Origin of the sequence: Amycolatopsis ultiminotia, assembly GCF_039536925.1 — a bacterium.
Lineage (GTDB): Bacteria > Actinomycetota > Actinomycetes > Mycobacteriales > Pseudonocardiaceae > Amycolatopsis > Amycolatopsis ultiminotia.
The window spans coordinates 709,159-727,253 of sequence record NZ_BAAAZN010000001.1 but is presented as its reverse complement, the minus strand read 5'-3'; the positions used below and the strand labels follow the sequence as shown (position 1 = coordinate 727,253).

The 18,095-nt window shown below is 69.4% G+C and carries 16 protein-coding genes; 7 read left to right on the top strand and 9 right to left on the bottom strand.

Going from position 1 to position 18,095, the window contains the following annotated elements:
- Positions 1 to 19: 19 nt before the first annotated feature.
- Complete coding sequence (locus ABD793_RS03325; RefSeq protein WP_344855112.1) at positions 20 to 619, bottom strand: TetR/AcrR family transcriptional regulator; 600 nt, start codon at positions 617 to 619, stop codon at positions 20 to 22.
- A 105-nt stretch (positions 620 to 724) separates the two neighbouring features.
- Between ABD793_RS03325 and ABD793_RS03320 the strand changes: the two genes are divergently transcribed.
- A complete protein-coding gene (locus tag ABD793_RS03320) occupies positions 725 to 1,657 on the top strand; it encodes an alpha/beta fold hydrolase (RefSeq protein ID WP_344855110.1) in 933 nt (310 codons plus the stop codon).
- A gap of 190 nt (positions 1,658 to 1,847) precedes the next feature.
- On the opposite strand, the gene ABD793_RS03315 is transcribed toward ABD793_RS03320, so the two are convergent.
- From ABD793_RS03315 to ABD793_RS03300, 4 genes are all read right to left on the bottom strand, one after another.
- Entirely contained in the window at positions 1,848 to 2,678 is an 831-nt protein-coding gene (locus tag ABD793_RS03315) for an SGNH/GDSL hydrolase family protein (protein WP_344855108.1), read from the bottom strand.
- Positions 2,679 to 3,233: 555 nt separating this feature from the next.
- The gene (locus ABD793_RS03310) at positions 3,234 to 4,331 is read right to left on the bottom strand and encodes a zinc-binding dehydrogenase (protein ID WP_344855104.1); all 1,098 of its coding nucleotides are present in this window, start codon (positions 4,329 to 4,331) and stop codon (positions 3,234 to 3,236) included.
- Positions 4,328 to 5,035: a phosphonatase-like hydrolase gene (locus ABD793_RS03305; protein ID WP_344855101.1), complete on the bottom strand. Its 708-nt coding sequence runs from the start codon at positions 5,033 to 5,035 to the stop codon at positions 4,328 to 4,330. The genes ABD793_RS03310 and ABD793_RS03305 overlap by 4 nt, the downstream gene beginning before the upstream one ends.
- Positions 5,032 to 5,793, bottom strand: a complete 762-nt coding sequence (locus tag ABD793_RS03300; protein ID WP_344855099.1) for a GntR family transcriptional regulator — start codon at positions 5,791 to 5,793, stop codon at positions 5,032 to 5,034. The genes ABD793_RS03305 and ABD793_RS03300 overlap by 4 nt, the downstream gene beginning before the upstream one ends.
- A gap of 257 nt (positions 5,794 to 6,050) precedes the next feature.
- On the opposite strand from ABD793_RS03300, the gene ABD793_RS03295 reads away from it, so the two are divergent.
- Positions 6,051 to 7,445, top strand: coding sequence for an MFS transporter (locus tag ABD793_RS03295; RefSeq protein ID WP_344855096.1), 1,395 nt, complete (start codon positions 6,051 to 6,053; stop codon positions 7,443 to 7,445).
- Positions 7,446 to 7,474: 29 nt separating this feature from the next.
- On the opposite strand, the gene ABD793_RS03290 is transcribed toward ABD793_RS03295, so the two are convergent.
- From ABD793_RS03290 to ABD793_RS03280, 3 genes are all read right to left on the bottom strand, one after another.
- Entirely contained in the window at positions 7,475 to 8,653 is a 1,179-nt protein-coding gene (locus ABD793_RS03290; protein WP_344855094.1) for a hypothetical protein, read from the bottom strand.
- 444 nt (positions 8,654 to 9,097) lie between these two features.
- Positions 9,098 to 9,535 carry a nuclear transport factor 2 family protein gene (locus ABD793_RS03285; protein WP_344855091.1) on the bottom strand — a complete coding sequence of 146 codons (438 nt, stop codon included), beginning with the start codon at positions 9,533 to 9,535 and terminating at the stop codon, positions 9,098 to 9,100.
- 41 nt (positions 9,536 to 9,576) lie between these two features.
- Positions 9,577 to 10,590 carry an NADP-dependent oxidoreductase gene (locus ABD793_RS03280; RefSeq protein ID WP_344855088.1) on the bottom strand — a complete coding sequence of 338 codons (1,014 nt, stop codon included), beginning with the start codon at positions 10,588 to 10,590 and terminating at the stop codon, positions 9,577 to 9,579.
- A gap of 111 nt (positions 10,591 to 10,701) precedes the next feature.
- Between ABD793_RS03280 and ABD793_RS03275 the strand changes: the two genes are divergently transcribed.
- Positions 10,702 to 11,256, top strand: coding sequence for a TetR/AcrR family transcriptional regulator (locus tag ABD793_RS03275; RefSeq protein ID WP_344855085.1), 555 nt, complete (start codon positions 10,702 to 10,704; stop codon positions 11,254 to 11,256).
- 124 nt (positions 11,257 to 11,380) lie between these two features.
- On the opposite strand, the gene ABD793_RS03270 is transcribed toward ABD793_RS03275, so the two are convergent.
- Positions 11,381 to 12,094 (bottom strand): SDR family oxidoreductase, encoded by a 714-nt coding sequence (locus ABD793_RS03270; protein WP_344855083.1) that lies wholly within the window; start codon positions 12,092 to 12,094, stop codon positions 11,381 to 11,383.
- A 58-nt stretch (positions 12,095 to 12,152) separates the two neighbouring features.
- On the opposite strand from ABD793_RS03270, the gene ABD793_RS03265 reads away from it, so the two are divergent.
- From ABD793_RS03265 to ABD793_RS03250, 4 genes are all read left to right on the top strand, one after another.
- Positions 12,153 to 12,752 carry a TetR/AcrR family transcriptional regulator gene (locus ABD793_RS03265; protein WP_344855081.1) on the top strand — a complete coding sequence of 200 codons (600 nt, stop codon included), beginning with the start codon at positions 12,153 to 12,155 and terminating at the stop codon, positions 12,750 to 12,752.
- 373 nt (positions 12,753 to 13,125) lie between these two features.
- Positions 13,126 to 16,296 carry a family 78 glycoside hydrolase catalytic domain gene (locus ABD793_RS03260; protein WP_344855078.1) on the top strand — a complete coding sequence of 1,057 codons (3,171 nt, stop codon included), beginning with the start codon at positions 13,126 to 13,128 and terminating at the stop codon, positions 16,294 to 16,296.
- A 169-nt stretch (positions 16,297 to 16,465) separates the two neighbouring features.
- Positions 16,466 to 17,182, top strand: a complete 717-nt coding sequence (locus ABD793_RS03255) for a Clp protease N-terminal domain-containing protein (protein WP_344855076.1) — start codon at positions 16,466 to 16,468, stop codon at positions 17,180 to 17,182.
- 17 nt (positions 17,183 to 17,199) lie between these two features.
- The gene (locus ABD793_RS03250; RefSeq protein WP_344855074.1) at positions 17,200 to 18,087 is read left to right on the top strand and encodes an AAA family ATPase; all 888 of its coding nucleotides are present in this window, start codon (positions 17,200 to 17,202) and stop codon (positions 18,085 to 18,087) included.
- The last annotated feature ends 8 nt before the right edge of the window (positions 18,088 to 18,095 follow it).

The following is an 18,095-nucleotide window of genomic DNA, read 5'->3' as shown; positions in this document are numbered from 1 at the left end:
CGGGCGGACTCCCGCCCGGCTACTCGCCCCGATTGCCAAGGTTGAGAGTGCGCGCAAGCGCGTCGAGGGTTACCTCGACGACCGCGCGCAATTGCTCGGCACTCGCCCCGGTTCTGCTCATGACGGCAAGGGACTGGTTCACGGCCGCACTGTGCATGGCGAAAGCCTCGGCCGTCTCGTCGCGCAATCCGCCGGCCTTCAGCGCGGCACGCAGTCGGGTTCGCTGGAAACCGACGGCTTCTTGGGCGCGCGCGGCAACCGCCGAACTCAAGACCGGTATTGCCATCGCGGATTGAGCCACCAGGCATCCGTCGGGCAGCTCGGGGTCCGCAATGCGGTCCAGGGTGACCGCGAAAAATGCCCGCACGGCTGCGAGTGGCCGATCGGCCGCACTGGACAGCGCAGCGTCGTACTTGCCTCCGTAACGCGTGGCGTAACGCTCCAGGCAACGCAGGAACAGCGCGTCCTTGTCCCCGAGGGAGGAGTAGATGGAGCTGCGGTTGAGCCCGGTCGCCCGGGACAGGTCGTCCACCGAGGTCTCGGCGTAACCGGCCCGCCAGAACTGGATCATCGCGGCATCGAGCACCGTGTCGAGGTCGAACTGCTTCTTGCCGGCCACCCCGCACCTCCCTGCTGCTCTCTCTGTGGTGCTGGTCATCCTATCTTGAACCAATCGGTTCAGGATAGATACGCTGCAGGCACCCGACCCCGATGGAGCGAAGCCATGGCTGTCCCGGCAAGTACCGCCCGTGTCCCCGGCAATCCGGTCTCCGGCCTGCCCGTGCCCGCCCTGACCGGTTTCACCAGCCGCTGGGTAGACGGGGGCGGTGTCCGGCTGCACGCGGTCGAGGGCGGTCACCCGGACGGCCCGGCCGTCGTTCTGCTCGCCGGGTTCCCGCAGACCTGGTGGGCGTGGCGGAAGGTGATGCCCGCCCTGGCCGATCGCTACCACGTCATCGCGATCGACCTGCCGGGCCAAGGGCACTCCGAACGCCCGGAGGGCAGCTACGACACGCACACGGTCGCGGCACACGTCCACGCCGCGGTGCAGGCGCTCGGAGTTTCGGCGTACTGGCTCGTCGCCCACGACATCGGCGCGTGGGTCGCTTTCTCCCTCGCCTTGAAGTACGAGCGCCACCTGCGCGGCGTCGCACTGCTCGACGCCGGGATCCCGGGCATCACGCTCCCGGACAGCGTCCCGACCGACCCCGGGAAGGCGTGGAAGACCTGGCATTTCGCCTTCCACGTCGTGCCCGGCCTGCCCGAAACACTGCTCGCAGGCCACGAACGCGATTACGTCGGCTGGTTTCTGCGGGCCAAGGCCCACTCCCCCGGCACCTTCGACGACGCCGAAATCGAGCAGTACGCCGCGACCCTCGCCGCTGACGGCGGACTCCGCGCCGCCCTGGCCTACTACCGGCACGCCACCGAATCGGCGCGGAAAAACCACGAGACCCTGCAACGACAACACCTGACCGTGCCGGTTCTCGGAATTTCCGGCAGCCACGGCTCCATCCCGGACATGGCGGCTTCCCTCAGGCCGTGGGCCGCCACCGCCACCGGAGTCGTGGTGGCGGACGCAGGACACTTCATCCCGGACGAACAACCCGGCGCCGTCGCCGCGGCCCTGGCCGATTTCATCACCGAAAGCGAGTGACGGCGACCAGCCCGCCTTCCGGTGACCAGCCCGGCAGCCGGTCGGCCGCAGGCAACCCGGCCGACGAGCCAGCAGACCGGAACCCGGCCGGCCGAATCACCTCGACAGCCCTTTCACGACAGGGCTTGCCGTTCAGCGGGCCTTCGCCGGCGCGTCCGGGGCCGCAGTCGGCCGGCGGATCCGGCGCCGGTCACGCCGTAGCGGCGACCTCGGGCTTCACCAGGTCGGCGACGGCGGCCATGCCGGCCTCGTTCGGGTGATACGAGGTGCGTCCGGGCGCGACATCGTACTTCTCCACCCACGGTTCGCCGGAGCAGGAATCGTGCCCGGCGCTCGCGCCCGCGACGTCCACGACGGTGGCGCCCGCATTCGACCCGGCGGCCTGGGTGAAATCGGCGAGCCGGTCGGCGATGCTGCGCTCGAACGTCAGCTGGTCGCCGGTGAGCGGCACTCCGTCACAGGCGTCGCCGGCAGGCACGATCGTGAGGTACTCGACGAGCACGACCTTCGCCTCGGGAGCCCGGTCGTGCACGGCGTGCACCACGTTCTCCAGGCGTCCCTGCAGTTCGCCGAAGGTGCGGTTGATCGCGTCCTGGTCGACGCTGCCGCAGTCGGAACCGCCGCTGGTCAGGCAGGAGTACGTGCCCAGGCTGCCGAGGTAGTTCACGTCGTTTCCGCCGATGGTCACGGTGACCACGCGCGTTTCCGGGCCGACGGCCTCGACCTGCGGCGGCTGGTCCGCCTGCGGTGTGTCCAGCACGTTCGCGACCGTCGCGCCGCTGCAGCTGAGGTCGGCCAGCGCCAGCCCGAGGTCACCCGCGACGAGGCTGGCGTAGTTGTGGTCCGAACGCGCGCACACCTGCGGAGTGCCCGGCTGCTGCGACGGGATTCCCGGCCCGGCAGCGAACGAGCTGCCCATGGCGACGTACTCCGCAGCAGCAGGAGCCGCACCCGCAGGAGCAGCCGTGGCCAGTGCCACCGCTCCCACGGCCACCAGCAGGGATGCACGACGAGACCACATTGAGACCTCCAGCAACGGTGAGAGGGGCCTGGTACAGACCAACCGGTTCCAGCGGGAACCGGCTCCACTACCGAGTCTGGGCGGGCCGGACGCCAGGAGGCAAGCGCTCAGCGATCTTCTGTCCGGCGGACAACCGTCTCGTCGCGGACCGCACCGGCCGGAGCCACCCCACGGCGCGGTCTTCTCGGCGAAGCCGGTTTCTCGGTCCACGGCTCCGGTGTGCCGCACCGTATTCAGCGGCGACACCGGCAATTCGGCGAGGGCCCTCCGGAATGCGACCGGTTTGCGGGCCGCGGAAAAGCACCGCGCCGGCTGGTCGCGGAACAGCCGAACGTGAGCAAGGTGATTCGCCTGAACGGGCGAACCTCGTCAGACGGGTCCCGCTCCTTGGCGCGCAGGCTGCGCGGGCCGGAGTCGAACCCGGCCAGGTCCACCGGCCGTCCGCGGCAGCGCCGCCGCCGACGGCTCGACGCGCCACTGCTGCTCCTCGCCGGGCCGGCCGGCTGCCCGCACCCGACCATCCACTACGAACACAAACCCGGTCACACGCATTCTTCAACGAGCCGGTGCCACGGAGTACCGCGGCGTCGGCCCCGGAGTGGTCACCAGAAGCTCGCGGATTTCCGAAAGCGGCCGCGGGGCTGCGACCAATTCCGCCCACGGGTACGTGTGTGCGGTCTCTTCGAGGAAGCGTAACGCCGCGCCCAGGTGGCGGGGCTCGTAATTGTGCTGGCCTCGAACGGAAAGGTGACTTCGGACGATGAATTCGGGGCTGATCTCCAGTGTCCCGTCCGGGGCGACGGCGCCGGCGAGTACGGCGATGCCTCCGATGTCCAGCAGCCGCAACCCTTGCTGGAGGGCCGCGGTGGAGCCGGAGAATTCCAGCAGCGCGTCGATTTCCCCGGCATCGGCCAGGTCGGCCACGGCGCGGGTGGCGCCGAACCGTTCGGCGAGCACGCGTCGTCCGGCGCTGACGTCGATTGCGGTCACCGCTGCGGCGCCTGCGGATGCGGTCGCGGCGGCGGCCGTGAGGCCCAGCATCCCGGCCCCGATGACGGCGACGCGACGGCCGCGCAGCTCCCCGGCGCGCTCGATGACCGCCATCACCGTGGCAGTGGCGCATGCAGCAGGTGCCGCGAGTTCGTCGGGCAGCCCGCTGCCGACCGCCGCGATCGGCATCCCCGGTGGGAGCAGGACGTGTTGGGCGTAACCGCCGGAAAGCGGCCAGCCGGAGCCGAGCGCTTCGTGGCCGGCCTTCTGCAGGTGCCGGCACTTGGCGGTGATCCCTGCCCGGCACCGGTCGCAGTTCCCGCAGGGCAACGTGACCGACCAGATCACCCGCTGGCCGATCCGGAGCTCGTGCCCGTCGACGGTCCGGACCCGGCCGCGCTTGGCGAGCACCGCGCCGACCGTCTCGTGCCCCAGGATGGAGGGCCGCGGCTGCACCCGGCGCCCGCTGACCGTGTGCCGGTCACTGCCGCACACGGTCGCGAGGTCGACCGACACCAGTACCTCGCCGTCGGCGAGCGGCGGAACCGGGAACACTTCGAGATCCACCCGGTCGCCGCCGCGCCAGACGGCGGCAACCGTCTCCGCGGGTGCGATCCCGTCCGTCGTCGCCGGGTCCCGGGGCTGCGCGCCGGCCCGGGTCATCGGGTCTCCTGCAGGTCGGGGATTCCGGCGAGCCGCGGGATGTCGGCGACCGAGGGCAGCAGATGGGTGTGCGTCTCGGCGCCGAGCTCTTCGACCGTCCCCGCGCCGGACAGCACCCCGACGACGTAGCCTGCCCCGGCATTGACGCCTGCCTGCAGATCACGCGGCGTATCACCGGCCACGAGGACGCGGGAGCGCGCGGTGACTCCGGCCAGCTCCATGGCCCGGAAAATCATGAACGGCGCGGGGCGCCCCTGCCGAACCTCGGAACCACAGACCACGCCGTCGACGACCGCGTCGCCCTCCCAGCCGAGGGCGGCGAGCAGCATCGTGACGATTTCGCGGTCGAAGCCGGTGTTCAGGACGACTTTCGTGGCTGCCCGCCGGAGCCGGCCGATCGCCTCCACAACGCCCGGCAGCGGCACCGGCGGATGGGCGGCATACACCGCCTTCAGCCGGGCGCGGAAATCGTCCACGACGGCGGCCAGCCGATCCGGCTCCGGCCCGTGCCCGGCCGGGTCCGTCAGCAGCGCCTTCAGCGCCTCGTGCTTGGCCGAGCCGTGCCAGCGGTTGAGGTCGGCATCGCTCGGTGCACCACCGTGTGCTCGCACGGTCTCCGCCAGGACCTGGTACACCCGGAGGCCCTCGTCGACCGTGGTTCCGGCGATGTCGAGCACTGCAAGGTCCACTGTGGACTGATTCATTCCCGCTCCTTCTCTCCCGGTTGTGCGCGGCGGACGAGGGGGGTCCGCATGTTCGGTGCGTTCTCGAGCGTGAACGCGATCTCGGTCGGGAGGTAGCGGTCGTCGTTGTGCTCGATGACGACACCGTGCGGATCCCGCGCGGTCCGCCGTTGCCGCAGCAACGGGGTTCCTGCGGACACGTCCAGCTGTGCCGCGTCGATCTCGTCGGCGGCCACCGCGTCGATGGTGTGCGACGCGGCCGCGAACTCCACGCCGCGGCCCTGCAGGAACTCCCACTGCGATCCAGAGTCCGAATCGAAGTCGAAGAGCAGGCGGCCGACACTTTCGAGATAGGTCGCGCGCTCGAGCATCACCGGCACGCCGTCCAGCAAGCGCAGCCGCAGTCCTTGGACCACCAGCGCACCCTCCTCGATGTCCAGCACTGCGGCCGCCGCGGTATCCGCCGGCCGTAGCGCCAATTCCAGCGTCCGCTGGCCGGGCGTGCGGCCGAGCGAGCGCACCCAGGCCGAATAGGACATCAAGGTGTCGAACGGCTGCCCGATCGCGTTCGGGTTCACCGTCGAGCGCCGGCCGCGCCCGCCCGAGATCACGCCCTCCGACCGCAAGGTCGCCAGCGCCTGGCGTACCGGCGCACGTGAGGTCTTCCACTGCTCGCAGAGCTCCGACTCCGACGGCACCAGCCCGCCCACCTCGAGTCGGCCGTCACGGATCCGCTCACGCAGATCCTCGGCGATCGCGCCGTGCAGAGTCGTCGTCATGCGCTCCTTTCTACCTGTCCGGACATGTGGAGGGCAACCTCGCGCAACCATCGGGGCCGTCCAGCTGAACGCGGGATGAACGCTGCCACAAAATCAGCAATCGAACGAGGATTTTGGTTGCATCCGGCAGATCCGATGAGCACCGTACTTGGCATGACAAGTTGCGTCCAAGCGGAATGAGACGTGGCTTGGCGCCGTTCGCGGCGCGTCCGTCCGACCGCCGTGTCACGGCACCCCTCGGTTCCCCCGGAGCAGCGATGACCACCCCGATCTCACGCGAATCCGTGTCTCGCGCACTCGACGACGCCCGGCTGAGCGTGTTCCACCTCCGCGCCGCGGCGACCGCCGGCGCAGGCTTCTTCACCGACTCCTACGACCTGAACGTGATCGGCACGGTCGTGCTGCTGGTTCAGCCGCAGTTCCGTCTCAGCAGCGGGCAGACGTCGATGCTGACCAGTTCGTGCCTGCTCGCCGTCGCAGCCGGAGCGATGGTCTTCGGCAGGCTGGGCGACCGCCTCGGGCGCCGCCGGGTGTACGGGCTGGAAGCCGTGCTGATGATCATCGGTGCGCTGCTCTCCGCACTGGCCCCGAATTTCACCGTGCTCGTGATCGGGCGGCTCGTCCTCGGCCTCGGCATCGGCGGGGACTATCCGGCCAGCGGTGTGCTGATGACCGAATACGCCAACCGGCTCAATCGCGGACGGCTGGTCGGGATCACGTTCATCTTCTACGTATTCGGACAGGTGAGCGCCTATCTGATCAGCCTGCTGGTGCTGGCCGCCGGCGTGCCGGACGACCTGGCGTGGCGGCTGATCCTGGGACTGGGCGTCATCCCGTCGCTGCTCGTCCTCTACCAGCGCCGCCACATGCCCGAATCCCCGCGCTGGACAGCCGATCGCGGCCACGCCGAGCGTGCGATGGACGATTTGACGGCCTACGCCGGCCGTAGTGTTCCCCCGGTAGCCGACACCGCGGGAGCCCGCGCCAGTGCGGCGGGTTCGCGGCGAACGCGCCGCTCGCCTCTGCTGGTCCTGCTCGGCACCGCCGGCGTGTGGTTCTTCTTCAACCTCGCGGTCTACGGCAACAACGTCAGCCAGCCACTGCTGATCAAGAACATCGATCCGGACGCCGGCGTCGTCGCGAACACCGCGCTGAACGCCATCCTCGTCTCCTGCTTCAGCCTGATCGGGGCGGTGGTCGGCCTCGGCGCACTGGACCGGATACCCCGCCGGCTGCAGCAGATCGTCGGCCTCGCCCTGTGTGCGCTCTCGCTGTCCGCGATCGGCCTGGTTCCCGCACTGAGCGCCACGACCGTCCCCTTCGTCGCCGTCTTCGGCATCTCACTGCTGGGCGTCGCGTTCGGCCCGAACTACACGACGATGCTCCTCGCCGCCGAATCGTTTCCCACCCCGATCCGCAGCACCTTCCACGGCCTTTCCTCCGGGATCGCCAAAATCGGTGCGGTCGTCGGCGCCACGCTGATTCCGTGGTTGCTCAGCGAGGCAGGACTACGGGTCGCCACGCTCGTCGCGGCAGCAAGTTTCGCGGCCGGCATCGCGCTGACCCGTCTGGTTCCCGAATCGCACCGGCACACCCTCGACGAAGCCGGCGGCGAAGACCTCGCCGAGCCGCTCGTCGGGACGCGCAACTGATCCCGGCGGCCCCGCCCGGCCGGTTCCCGCTACCGGTCCGGAAGGTCCGGACGCGGGAACGGCGGCGCGGTGTACCCGACGTCGGTCGGTCCGCCGGAATGGGTGCGCGCGGGATCGAGCTGGTGCGGATACTTGTACTCGTACAACGTCCGCACGAGGTTCTGGTCTTCGCCGGTATCGGTCGTGCCGTCGAGTTTGACCGGCTGGGTGTCCACTGCGGCGGAGTATGCGGGCAGCAGGGTCTGCGGGTCGAGGTAGTACTGGAAGTGCCGTCCCTGGTTCGTGCCGGCACCGACGATGAGCGGGTAATCGCTCGGCTTCTTCCCGGTCTGCGCGAACCCCGCGTTCAGGAACGCCACCCCCTGCCGGTCCTGGTCCTCGACCTTCCCGTCCTGCGGCACGATGCGCACGTCGAGCCGCAGGTACTGTTTTCCGTCCGTGCCGGTGAAAACCGTGGGCTTGCGCACATCGAGCAGTCCGGGCACATGGTCCACATAGGACAGGTACCGGTCCAGCTCGTCCGCGGTCAGCCCGCCGGGCATCACCCCGTCACTGGTGCCGACGTTCTCGACGTCCCAGGTCGGCTGCATCCGGCGGCTGCACGAGTGACTGTCCTCCGGCTCGGTCTCCCACTTCGCCGGGAACCCGAAGGCCGGGTCCGCCGCGGTGTACTGCGCCTCCTGGTTGCCCTCGATGCACCGGCGCAGTGTCTCCGAGTGCTGGAGTTTCCCGTCCGCACTGCTGACTTCCTGCGTTTCTTTGATGAACTTCCGGGTCTGCCAGTCGACCACGGAATGTTCCACGAGGCCGCCCGGCCATGTACTCCGGAAGAGATCTTCGGTCAGGTAGCTCGCGTGGATGACCTCGGACACCTTCACCATGCCCTGCCGTTTGAGGACCGCGAAGTAGAACTGCCGCGGATCCACCCCGGCGAGCTGACCCGCGTCCGGCGTGGCACCCGGGGTGTAGCCCGGCACGTCGGTGGCGTACTGGTGGGTGTCCCCGGCGGCGATGTTCACGCCGTACTCCAGCGGATCGGTCGCCGACCCGGAATTCAGGTCCTTCTCCTGCGCGGACCGGAACCCGCCTGCCTCGCCGTACAGGAACACGACGAAACCGCCGACCAGCACCACCACGAGAACGAGCGGGAGGCCGAGCTTCAGCCAGAGCCGCCGCCTCTTCCGCGGCGGCGGCGCCTGCGGCGACACCGGCTGGAACGGCGCACCGGCAGGCCATTGCGCCCCGGCGTGCCACTGCGCCCCTGGCGGCGGGCCGGCATGCCACTGCGGCCCGGAAGGCCGGCCACCCGGGGGCGGATAATGCCCTGGACGGCCGTGCGGACCCGGAACTCCACCGCCCGGATAACCCGGACCAGGCTGACCTGCCATCTGCTGCTTCGCCTTCCGAAAACCGAAACACCGAACCGGGGCTCAGGCTACTTCGATCTTCACCGGCCCACCGCAGATCCCGGAAACAACCACCGCATCCGTTCGGCCGTCCGGCCGGATTGCCCAGAATGACTTGTTCATCCGAAGTCGCGAGCAGCTATTCGCCCGGCTGAGCGCTTTCCGGCCGACCGGATCGGTGCAGGTGCGGTTGCCTCCGGCAGTCCGGCAGTTTTCCGCATCGGCCTGCCCGGGAACAGCCGGCCGTCACCAGGCGTTGTCCGTGCCGAGAAACAGTTCCGCGATCCGCCACGCACCGTCGCTGCGTGCGAGCCGGAAGGTGTAGCAGCCGGTCGCGATCACACCAGAACCTCCGCCTGCGTTCGAGGTCAGCATGAGATAGGCGTGCACCAGCGCCGTTTCAGCGTCTGCGCTGTGGAAAACGACGTTGACCAGATTGTGCCGGTGCTGCGCGGTCTCCGCGTCCCACGACTCCTGCGCGAACTCCAGGATCGCCGCACGTCCGGCGATCGGCCCGAGGTCGTTCTGCCCGGCGATCCTGAACGCCCACGTCGCGTCCTCGGTCAGAACAGCCGCCAACGCCTGCGCGTCCTGCTGATCGAGGGCAAACGCGTACCGGGCGAGCGTCTGCCGGACCGCGAACTGCTGGGCCGCGTCGAGCGCCACCTTCCCCGGACTGATCACCGGAAGGCGGGGACTTCCCCGGCCGGGAGCAGCCTGCGCGCTCATGCGACGGTGAGCACGATCTTGCCCTGGATATGCCCTTTCGCGGCGCGCTCGTGCGCGGCCTGGGCGTCCTTGAGCGGGAAGGTGCTGTCGATCGCCACGCGGATCGTGCCGTTCTCGAGCAGGCGCCCGATTTCGGCGAGCTGCGCACCGTTCGCGCGGACCTGGGCGGCGGTGACCGTGATACCCAGTGCTGCGTTCTCCTCGTCGTCGAATTCGCCGAAATAGGCCGGGTACAGCGATCCGCCGCGTTTGATGGTGCGCAGGAAACGCCTGCTGTCGGGACCCCCGACGGCGTCCAGTACGAGATCGACGTCGCGGGCGAGTTCCTCGGGCCGTTCCCTGGTGTAGTCGATGAACTCGTCGGCACCGAGGCCGCGCAGGAACTTTTCGTGCGCACCGGAGGCCACCGCGATGACGCGGGCACCCTGCCACTTGGCCAGCTGGAGAGCGAGATGCCCCACGCCACCGGCCGCACCGTTGACCAGTACCGTGCTCCCGCTGTCGAGCGGCATCGGCCGGTGCTGGGCTTCCTGGAAGGGCGAAGGGAAGTCGTGCCCGAGCTCGATCAGGAACTGCCACGCCGTCAACCCCGACATGGCCAGTGCGGCAGCGTGCTCGTGGTCGACCCCGGCCGGTGTGCGGGCCAGGTCCGACGCGGGCGCCGTGACGAACTCGGCATACGCGCCTGCCTGCATGACGACGGGAAAACGCAAGAGGCCGAACACTTCGTCTCCGACCGCGAAGCTGTCGACGTCGGCGGCGACAGCTGCCACCACGCCGGAGACATCGGTCCCCGGGATCAGCGGAAGATCGAACGGCGGCCTCATCTCCGGAGGTACGTCGGGCATCCCCTCCCGCGCATACCAGTCAGGAGGGTTGAGGCCGACCGCGTGCACGCGCACGAGCACCTCGCCCGGCTCCGGCTCGGGAACGGGCGCCTCCTCGTACCGCAGTACGCCAGGTCCGCCGAATCCGTGGAACCGGACCGCGTTCATCTTCTCTGTCGGCACAGTGTTCTCCTGCGTCGCTCACCGGGTAAACTAACCGAATCAGAGGTCCGTTTTTCCGAACCACTGATCCGATTATATGGGTCAGTGATCCGGATACGCAAGGGAGGGCAGATGAGGGCGGACGCGCGGGCCAACCACGACCGCCTGCTGGCCGTCGCCGGCGCCGTCATCACCGAACAGGGCGTGGACGCGTCGATGCGGGACATCGCCCGCCAGGCCGGGGTCGGACTGGCCACACTGCTGCGGCATTTCCCGGCACGGGAGGCATTGCTCGAAGCCCTGCTCCGCACGAACTTCGACGAACTGACCGCGCGGGCAGCCGAGGTCGAGAGCACCAGCCCACCCGGGGACGCGCTGAGATTGTGGCTGCGCGACTTCGTCACCTGCACCGCGAACTACCGCGGCGTGGTCACCTCGATGATGCAAGCGATCGAGGATCCCGAGTCCGCGCTGCACAACTCCTGCGTCACCATGCGGGCGGCAGGCACCCGGCTCCTCAGCCGCGCCCAGGACGCGAACCTGGCACGCGCCGACCTCGACGGCGCCGACCTGTTCGCCCTCGCCTCGGCGCTCACCTGGCTCGGCGACCAGCCCGGCCTCGAAACCCGCGCCGACCACCTCTTCGAAGTGATCGTGAGCGCAATCCTCACCGATCACGCGGGATGACGCCGGGGCAAGACCCCCGGTCGGTCCGTTGATCCGCGCGAACGCCGCGACGGTCCGGCTGCAGCGACCGCGCGGGCTCCGGCCGTAAAGCGACGCGGTGCGGCTGCCCCGCCGCCCGAAGGGCTCAGTCCATCGAAACCAGGTGGGCACCGCCGTCGGCTTCCAGCACCGTGCCGCTCAGGTTCGCATTGGTCGCCGCGAGTGCGACCACCTCCGCGATGTCGTCGGCGGTTGCCACGCGCCGCACCGGAGCCGTCGCCGCCGTCCTGGCAAAGCGCTCCTCGCGCACTTCCGGCGGGAACCTGCCCCACCACGGCGTGTCGACGAAGCCAGGGGAAACCGCGTTGACCCGCCGCGGCGCCAGTTCCACGGCCAGCGGCCTGACCAAGCTTTCCACCGCCGCATTGACCGCGCCGATCCCCGCCGTGCCCGGCACCGCGGCCCGTGCGGTCATCCCGCTGAGCAACGTAATCGATCCGTTCACGGCCAGGTGCGGCAGCACGGCCTTGACCGTGACGAGGTGCGTCCAGAACTTCGCATCGAAGGCGCGGCGCAGCGTCGCCAGATCGAGCTCGGCGATCGGCCCCATGCCACCACCGCCGGTCAGGCACACCACCAGCACGTCGACCGTGCCGAGCGACTCGGCCAGCGCGGCCATCGCCGCCGCGTCCCCGCCGTCGGCCCGGTGCCCGGTCAGCTGCGGATCGCTCGCCGCCACGTCGTCGAGGCGTTCCTTGCCCCGCCCGGTGAGGTGGACGTCATAACCCCGGACCTGCAGCCGCCGTGCAGTCGCCAGGCCGACACCCGATGTGCCGCCTGCGACAAGAGCGATACCCATACTTCCCCATTCCGAACCGAACCGTCTCGTTTCAGAACAGACGCTATCATCACTGCCCATGACCGACCAGTGCCGTCCCGGCCGCAAGCGCAGCGAGCAGAGCCGGCTGGCAATCCTCACCGCGACGCTCGAACTGGTCGAAGAGGCGGGCTACGGCGCGCTGACGATCGAAGGCATCGCGGCGCGCTCCGGCGTCGGCAAACAGACGATCTATCGCTGGTGGCCGTCGAAGGCCGACGTCCTGCTCGACGCGATCGCGACCACGGCGGACATCCGGGCCCCGGAACCCGACGAGGGATCGTTCGGGGCCGACCTCGCACTGTTCCTCGAGCACACCTACGAGATGAGCACGGAATCGCGGGTCGCGGACACCCTGCGCGCGCTGATGGCGCAGGCGCAGATCGATCCGGGGTTCCGCAAGCGGTTCTGCGAAGACTTCCTGTTCCGTCGCCGCGACGCGCTCGGCAAGGTCGTCGAGCGCGCCCGCGAGCGCGGCGAACTCCCGGCCGGGGTCACTCCCGACACGGTGACCGACCTGGTGTTCGGCACACTCTGGTACCGCCTGCTGGCGACCCGCGAGCCGATCGGCCAGGAGCTCGCCGCCGAACTGGTCGCGCTGTTGACCCGCCAGGGCGCCTCGAACGCCGAAATCCGCTAGCGCGCAACAGATTCGCCGTGGATCCGGGCAGTCTGCTCGCTCGATCGGCCGGACCCGCTCGAGGTCCACAGCAGACTCCCCCGGCTCGTCCGCGGTGCTCCGGCCCTGCTCGGGCACCACTGCCGCAGCACCCCCGCCGACGCGCTATGACAACGTTTCAACATCGGACAAGTTCATGCCATCGAGCCGTGTGCATGCTGCCACCCATTGACCAGGATGCCGTCCGACATCTACCTTCTTGACCGAAGGTTGAAACGTTTTATCCATCAGCTGACGCAGCCCCCGGCCGCGAGCGCGCCCGGGTTGTCCGGGCTGCGTGGCGCGCCAGCTGCCCTCCGGGCCGAAGAAGTCGTACCCGAGCAGAGGAGACACGGTGGTTCTGCGTGTGATGGCACTCCTGACCTTGTTGGTCCTCGGAGTGGTTCCGGTCGACGACGGCGGCACCGCTCGGGCCGGCACCCTTGAGCCCGGCGGTCTGACGGTCGAGCACCAGCTCACCCCGCTCGGGGTCGATGAGGCCAAGCCGCGGCTCGGCTGGACGTTGGGCGCGCAGGCGAACGGCGCCGGGCAATCGGCGTACGAGATCGCGGTGTCGACCACCCCGGACGGAAAAGCGGGCGTGTGGGACAGCGGCGAGGTGCGTTCGGCACAGTCCTTCGACGTCGAGTACGCGGGACCTCCGCTGCAGTCGCGCACGCGGTACTTCTGGCGGGTCCGGGTGTGGGACGCCGCAGGCACGGCCTCGCAGTGGAGTGCCACGGCGTGGTTCGAGACGGCGTTCCTGACGCCGGGTGAGTTCCACGGTGACTGGATCGGCGGACACCCGACCTCGGCAGTCCCGTCGCTGGAGGGCACGAATTGGATCTGGTATCCCGAAGGCAACCCCGCCGAATCGGCGCCGGCGGCGACCCGGTACTTCCGGCGTGCCTTCGATCTGCCCGCCGATGACCGGGTCAGCACGGCCCAGTTCCTGCTCTCCGCCGACGACAGCTTCACGCTCTCCGTCAACGGGCAGGAGATGGTCAGCTCGCCGCGCAAGGCCGATTCCTGGCGCCAGGCGGTTCTCGTCGACATCGCCGCCGCCCTGCATCCCGGCCGCAACGTGCTCGCGATCGAGGCGGCCAACGCCGCCACCGGCTCGGCCGGCCTGATCGGCAGGCTCCACGTCGAGGGTTCGGCCGGTGACCCGCTCGACCTCGGCACCGACGACACCTGGAAATCGGCCGACGCCGCGGCAACCGGCTGGCAGCAACCGGACTTCGACGACACCGCCTGGCCCGCTGCGCTGAAAGTCGCCGAGTACGGCACCGGCCCCTGGGCCAGTTCGGTCACGCCGCCGAGTCCGCCGGAACCGCTGCTGCGCAAGGACTTCACCGCCGCCAAGTCGATCAAGTCCGCGCGTGCCTACATCGCGGGTCTCGGCTACTACAAGCTCTACCTCAACGGAACCCGGATCGGCGACCACGAACTCGACCCGGCGTTCACCAGTTATGGCAAGACCGCGCTGTACGCGACCTACGACGTGACCAAAGCCCTGCAGACCGGCGGCAACTCGGTGGGCGTGAGTCTCGGACGCGGCTATTTCGGGATGACGAACTGGAACGAGTGGGTGGATTCCCCCTGGCACAGCGAGCCGAAGCTGAAGCTCGAACTCGACATCACCTATCAGGACGGCAGCACCCAGCAGGTCGGCAGCGACGGCAGCTGGAAGACTGCCGACGGACCGACCCGCGCCGACTCCGTGGTGATGGGCGAGACCTACGACGCGCGCCTTGAGCAACCCGGCTGGAACACCACCGGGTTCGACGCCACCGGCTGGCGGCCCGCAGCGGTCGTCACCGCGCCCACGGGCACGCTCCGCGCGCAGGCGTTCCCGCCGATCAAGGTGACCGGCAGCCTCCCGGCGCCCCAGGCCGCCACGCCGGCCGACGGCGTACGGGTATACGACTTCGGCGAGCCCACGGCCGGGTGGGCAGACGTTGCGTTGCGTGGGGCGGCCGGTGCCGTCGTGACGATCACCTACGGGGAGAAGCTGCTCCCGGACGGCACGGTCGACAACGCCGGACTGCAGTCGTACTCGTACACGCTCAAAGGCGACGGTCTGGAGACCTACCAGCCCAGCTACAGCTATGACGGCTTCCGCTATGTCCAGACCGATGCGCCGGCGGGCGTCACCGTGGAGTCGGTCAAGGGGCAGCGCGTGCACACGGCGGTCACTGCCACCGGCGGCTTCACCAGCTCCAGCCAGCTGCTCAACCGGTATCAGAACGCGCAATCGAACACCATCCTGAACAATCTGCACTCGATCCCGACCGACACCCCGATGTACGAGAAACGGCCCTACACCGCGGATGCGCACCTCAACGCCGACTCCGCGATCGCCAACTTCGACATGCAGAACTTCTACGAGAACTGGATGCGCACGCACCGCGACGACCAGAACGCGGACGGATCGATCGGCCCGACCGTGCCCTCCACCGAAGGGGCGAAGGCGGTGGACGATCCGGTCTGGTCGGCAAGCTTCGTGCTGATCAACTGGGATCTCTACTGGTACTACGGCGACACCCGCCCGCTCGCCGACAATTACGGCGCGATGAAAGCGTGGCTCGGCCATTTCGAGCAGACGATCGCGCAGACCGGAAACATCTACACCGGCTTCAGCTACGGCGACTGGGTCGCCCCCGGCGCCGCGTTCCCGCCGGAGGGCACCCGGCTCGTCGGAACCGCCTACCTCTACCAGACCGCCACGACCCTGGCCAAGATCGCACGCGCACTCGGCCACGGCGACGACGCCGACCACTTCGACGCCCTTGCGGGCACGATCGCGACTGCCTTCAACGCCACGTTCCTCGACACCGCGGCCGGGGCGTACTACGACGACAAATCGGCCGGGTACCGCCAGACCTCGAACCTGCTGCCGCTGAGTCTCGGCCTCGTCCCCGCGGCCGAGAGGCAGGCCGTGCTCGACCACCTCGTCGGCGACATCAACGGGCGCGGCGGTCATCTCAACACCGGCGCGCTGGGCACGAAGATCATCCTCCCGCTGCTCACCGACACCGGCAACGCGGAACTCGCGTATCAGGTCGCGACCAACCCCACGTATCCCGGCTGGGGATACTGGTTCGACGGCCTGGGCGCCACGACGATGTGGGAGGAATGGCAGGCCGGCTCCCGCTCCCACGACCACGCTTTCCTCGGCACCGTCGACGATTGGCTCTACCAGCGGGTCGCGGGCATCGAGCCGGCGGCGCCGGGCTACACGAAGGTCCGGATCCAGCCACATCCGGTCGGCGATCTCACGAACGCCTCCGCCCACGTCGAGTCCCCGCTCGGCCGGGTGAGTTCGTCCTGGACCCGCGAGAACGGGCACTTCTCGCTCAGTACCAGCGTGCCCGTCGGCGCGACGGCCGAGGTTCTCGTTCCGGCACACACCCGAGACGCCACCAAAGCGCCTCCCGGAGCCACCTTCGAGGGCATGCGCGACGGCTACGCCGCCTTCCGGATCGGCTCCGGCAACCACGAGTTCTCCTCCACCGGCGGATGACCACCGGAACTCGGGCAGCGCAGCCGTGCGCAGCACGAGGGCCTCGGCCCGCAAATGCGCCCGGTGGTTGCCGGCCCGGACGGTCGTGGCACCGGCGAGCTGACCCGATATCGGGATCGGCCACCTGCAAGCGGGACAACTCCTAGCATGGCAATCTAAAGTTGCCAGCATGACGGTGCCTGCAGCCACTCCCGAGTCCCGCATCGCACGGGTTCGCTCCGGCCTCGAGTCCGCGGCTGCCCTGGATCGTCCGGCGGTCGCCGTCGATCTGGCCGGCCACCTCGACGAGCTCGGTGAGAATCTGATCGGCTGCTTCGTCGACGAGGCGCGCAACGACGGCGGGTCCTGGGCCGAGCTCGGTTCCCGGCTCGGAGTCGGCAGGCAGGCGGTGCAGAAGAGGTTCATCCCCGGTGCCGTGGCCATGCTCGGGCGCGGTCAGGACGGCTTCTGGGAACGGGTGACCGGCGAACTGAAGGAGGTGGTGCGGCTGGCCGGCACAGCTGCGCAGGCTCGCCGCGTGACCTATCTGGGCACCGAGCATCTGCTGCTGGGGCTTGCCGAGCATCCGGAAGGACGAGCCGCGAAAGCACTGACCGGCTGCGGCGCGGATCCCGCCACCATCCGCGCCGCGATCGACGGCCGGATCGGCGTGCCGAGAGGCGAGCCGCTGCCGGACGAGACACCGTTCACCCGGCTGGCGCTGCGCTCGTTGCAGCACGCGCTGCGCGAGGGGCTGCTGATGAACGAGACCTTGATCGGCGGTGAGCATCTGGCTCTCGGGATGATCACCGTCGGCGAGGGGCTGGCGCACGACGTCCTGGTCAATCTCGGTGTCAGTTACGAGAGTCTGCGCGCGGACATCACGAGTCTCGGTGCCCCGGAATGAGATACCTTGCCGACGGCGTGGCCGCTGATCGTCTGAGCTGGTTCCTCGACGGGCTCAACGCCAACGTGGGCTGGGGCGCCGACGCCGCCGAGGTTCTCGCGCCGGAGTTCGCGGCGCTGATCCCGCCTGACCGGTTCGTCGCCTGGGTGCAACGACAAGCAGCCGCCTGCACACCGGTTGTGGTGACCGGCATCGACCTGGCGGAAAGTACGGCCAGGGCCCGCATCCGGACCCGCGACGGCAGCGTGCGCGTGGCCAACTGTGTGGTGGAAGCAGAGCCGCCACACCGGATAACGTTGGCCACGACGACGGAACTGGTGCCGTCCTTCACCGCACCGCCACTACCCGCGGACTTCACCGGCTCGCCACTGCTCGACGGGCAGGGCGAAGGAAGCCGCTTGATCGTGTTCTCCGGCCCGCCCGGGACGGGCAAGAGCACACTGGCCGACGCCACGGGGCATGCGCTGCGCGCCCCGGTGTTCGCGGTGGACTGGCTGCTCGGCGCGCTCACGTCGTTCGGCGGCTACCACTTCGACGACCGGCTGGGCATCGGAACGGAACTGGCGATCACCCTGGCGCTGCGGCAGTTCCGGCTGGGTCAGTCGGCCGTGGTCGACCATCCGGCAGAGGAACCCGCAGCCAGGGCACGGTGGGAGTCCCTGGCGCGCGCAGCCGGAGCGTCGTTCAAGGTGGTTGTCTGCACCTGCTCAGACCGGCGGCTGCACCGGGAACGGCTGGAAGGTCGCGTGCGCGCCATCCCCGGCTGGCACGAACGCGGGAACTGGGCCGACGTGGAACGCCGGCTCGCGCAGTTCCCGCCGTGGACCGGTGAAGTGCTGACCGTGGACGCGGTCCGGCCGATGGCCGAAAACCTGGCAGCCGTGCTCGACTATGTGACCGGATAGCGCCCGCC

What these genes read in the sequence shown, in the direction of transcription:
- ABD793_RS03300 (WP_344855099.1), bottom strand. Translation starts at nt 5,793, where the DNA reads ATGACGACGACTCTGCACGGCGCGATCGCCGAGGATCTGCGTGAGCGG.
- ABD793_RS03255 (WP_344855076.1), top strand. Translation starts at nt 16,466, where the DNA reads ATGACGGTGCCTGCAGCCACTCCCGAGTCCCGCATCGCACGGGTTCGC.
- ABD793_RS03275 (WP_344855085.1), top strand. Translation starts at nt 10,702, where the DNA reads ATGAGGGCGGACGCGCGGGCCAACCACGACCGCCTGCTGGCCGTCGCC.
- ABD793_RS03320 (WP_344855110.1), top strand. Translation starts at nt 725, where the DNA reads ATGGCTGTCCCGGCAAGTACCGCCCGTGTCCCCGGCAATCCGGTCTCC.
- ABD793_RS03315 (WP_344855108.1), bottom strand. Translation starts at nt 2,678, where the DNA reads ATGTGGTCTCGTCGTGCATCCCTGCTGGTGGCCGTGGGAGCGGTGGCA.
- ABD793_RS03265 (WP_344855081.1), top strand. Translation starts at nt 12,153, where the DNA reads ATGACCGACCAGTGCCGTCCCGGCCGCAAGCGCAGCGAGCAGAGCCGG.
- ABD793_RS03305 (WP_344855101.1), bottom strand. Translation starts at nt 5,035, where the DNA reads ATGAATCAGTCCACAGTGGACCTTGCAGTGCTCGACATCGCCGGAACC.
- ABD793_RS03270 (WP_344855083.1), bottom strand. Translation starts at nt 12,094, where the DNA reads ATGGGTATCGCTCTTGTCGCAGGCGGCACATCGGGTGTCGGCCTGGCG.
- ABD793_RS03310 (WP_344855104.1), bottom strand. Translation starts at nt 4,331, where the DNA reads ATGACCCGGGCCGGCGCGCAGCCCCGGGACCCGGCGACGACGGACGGG.
- ABD793_RS03295 (WP_344855096.1), top strand. Translation starts at nt 6,051, where the DNA reads ATGACCACCCCGATCTCACGCGAATCCGTGTCTCGCGCACTCGACGAC.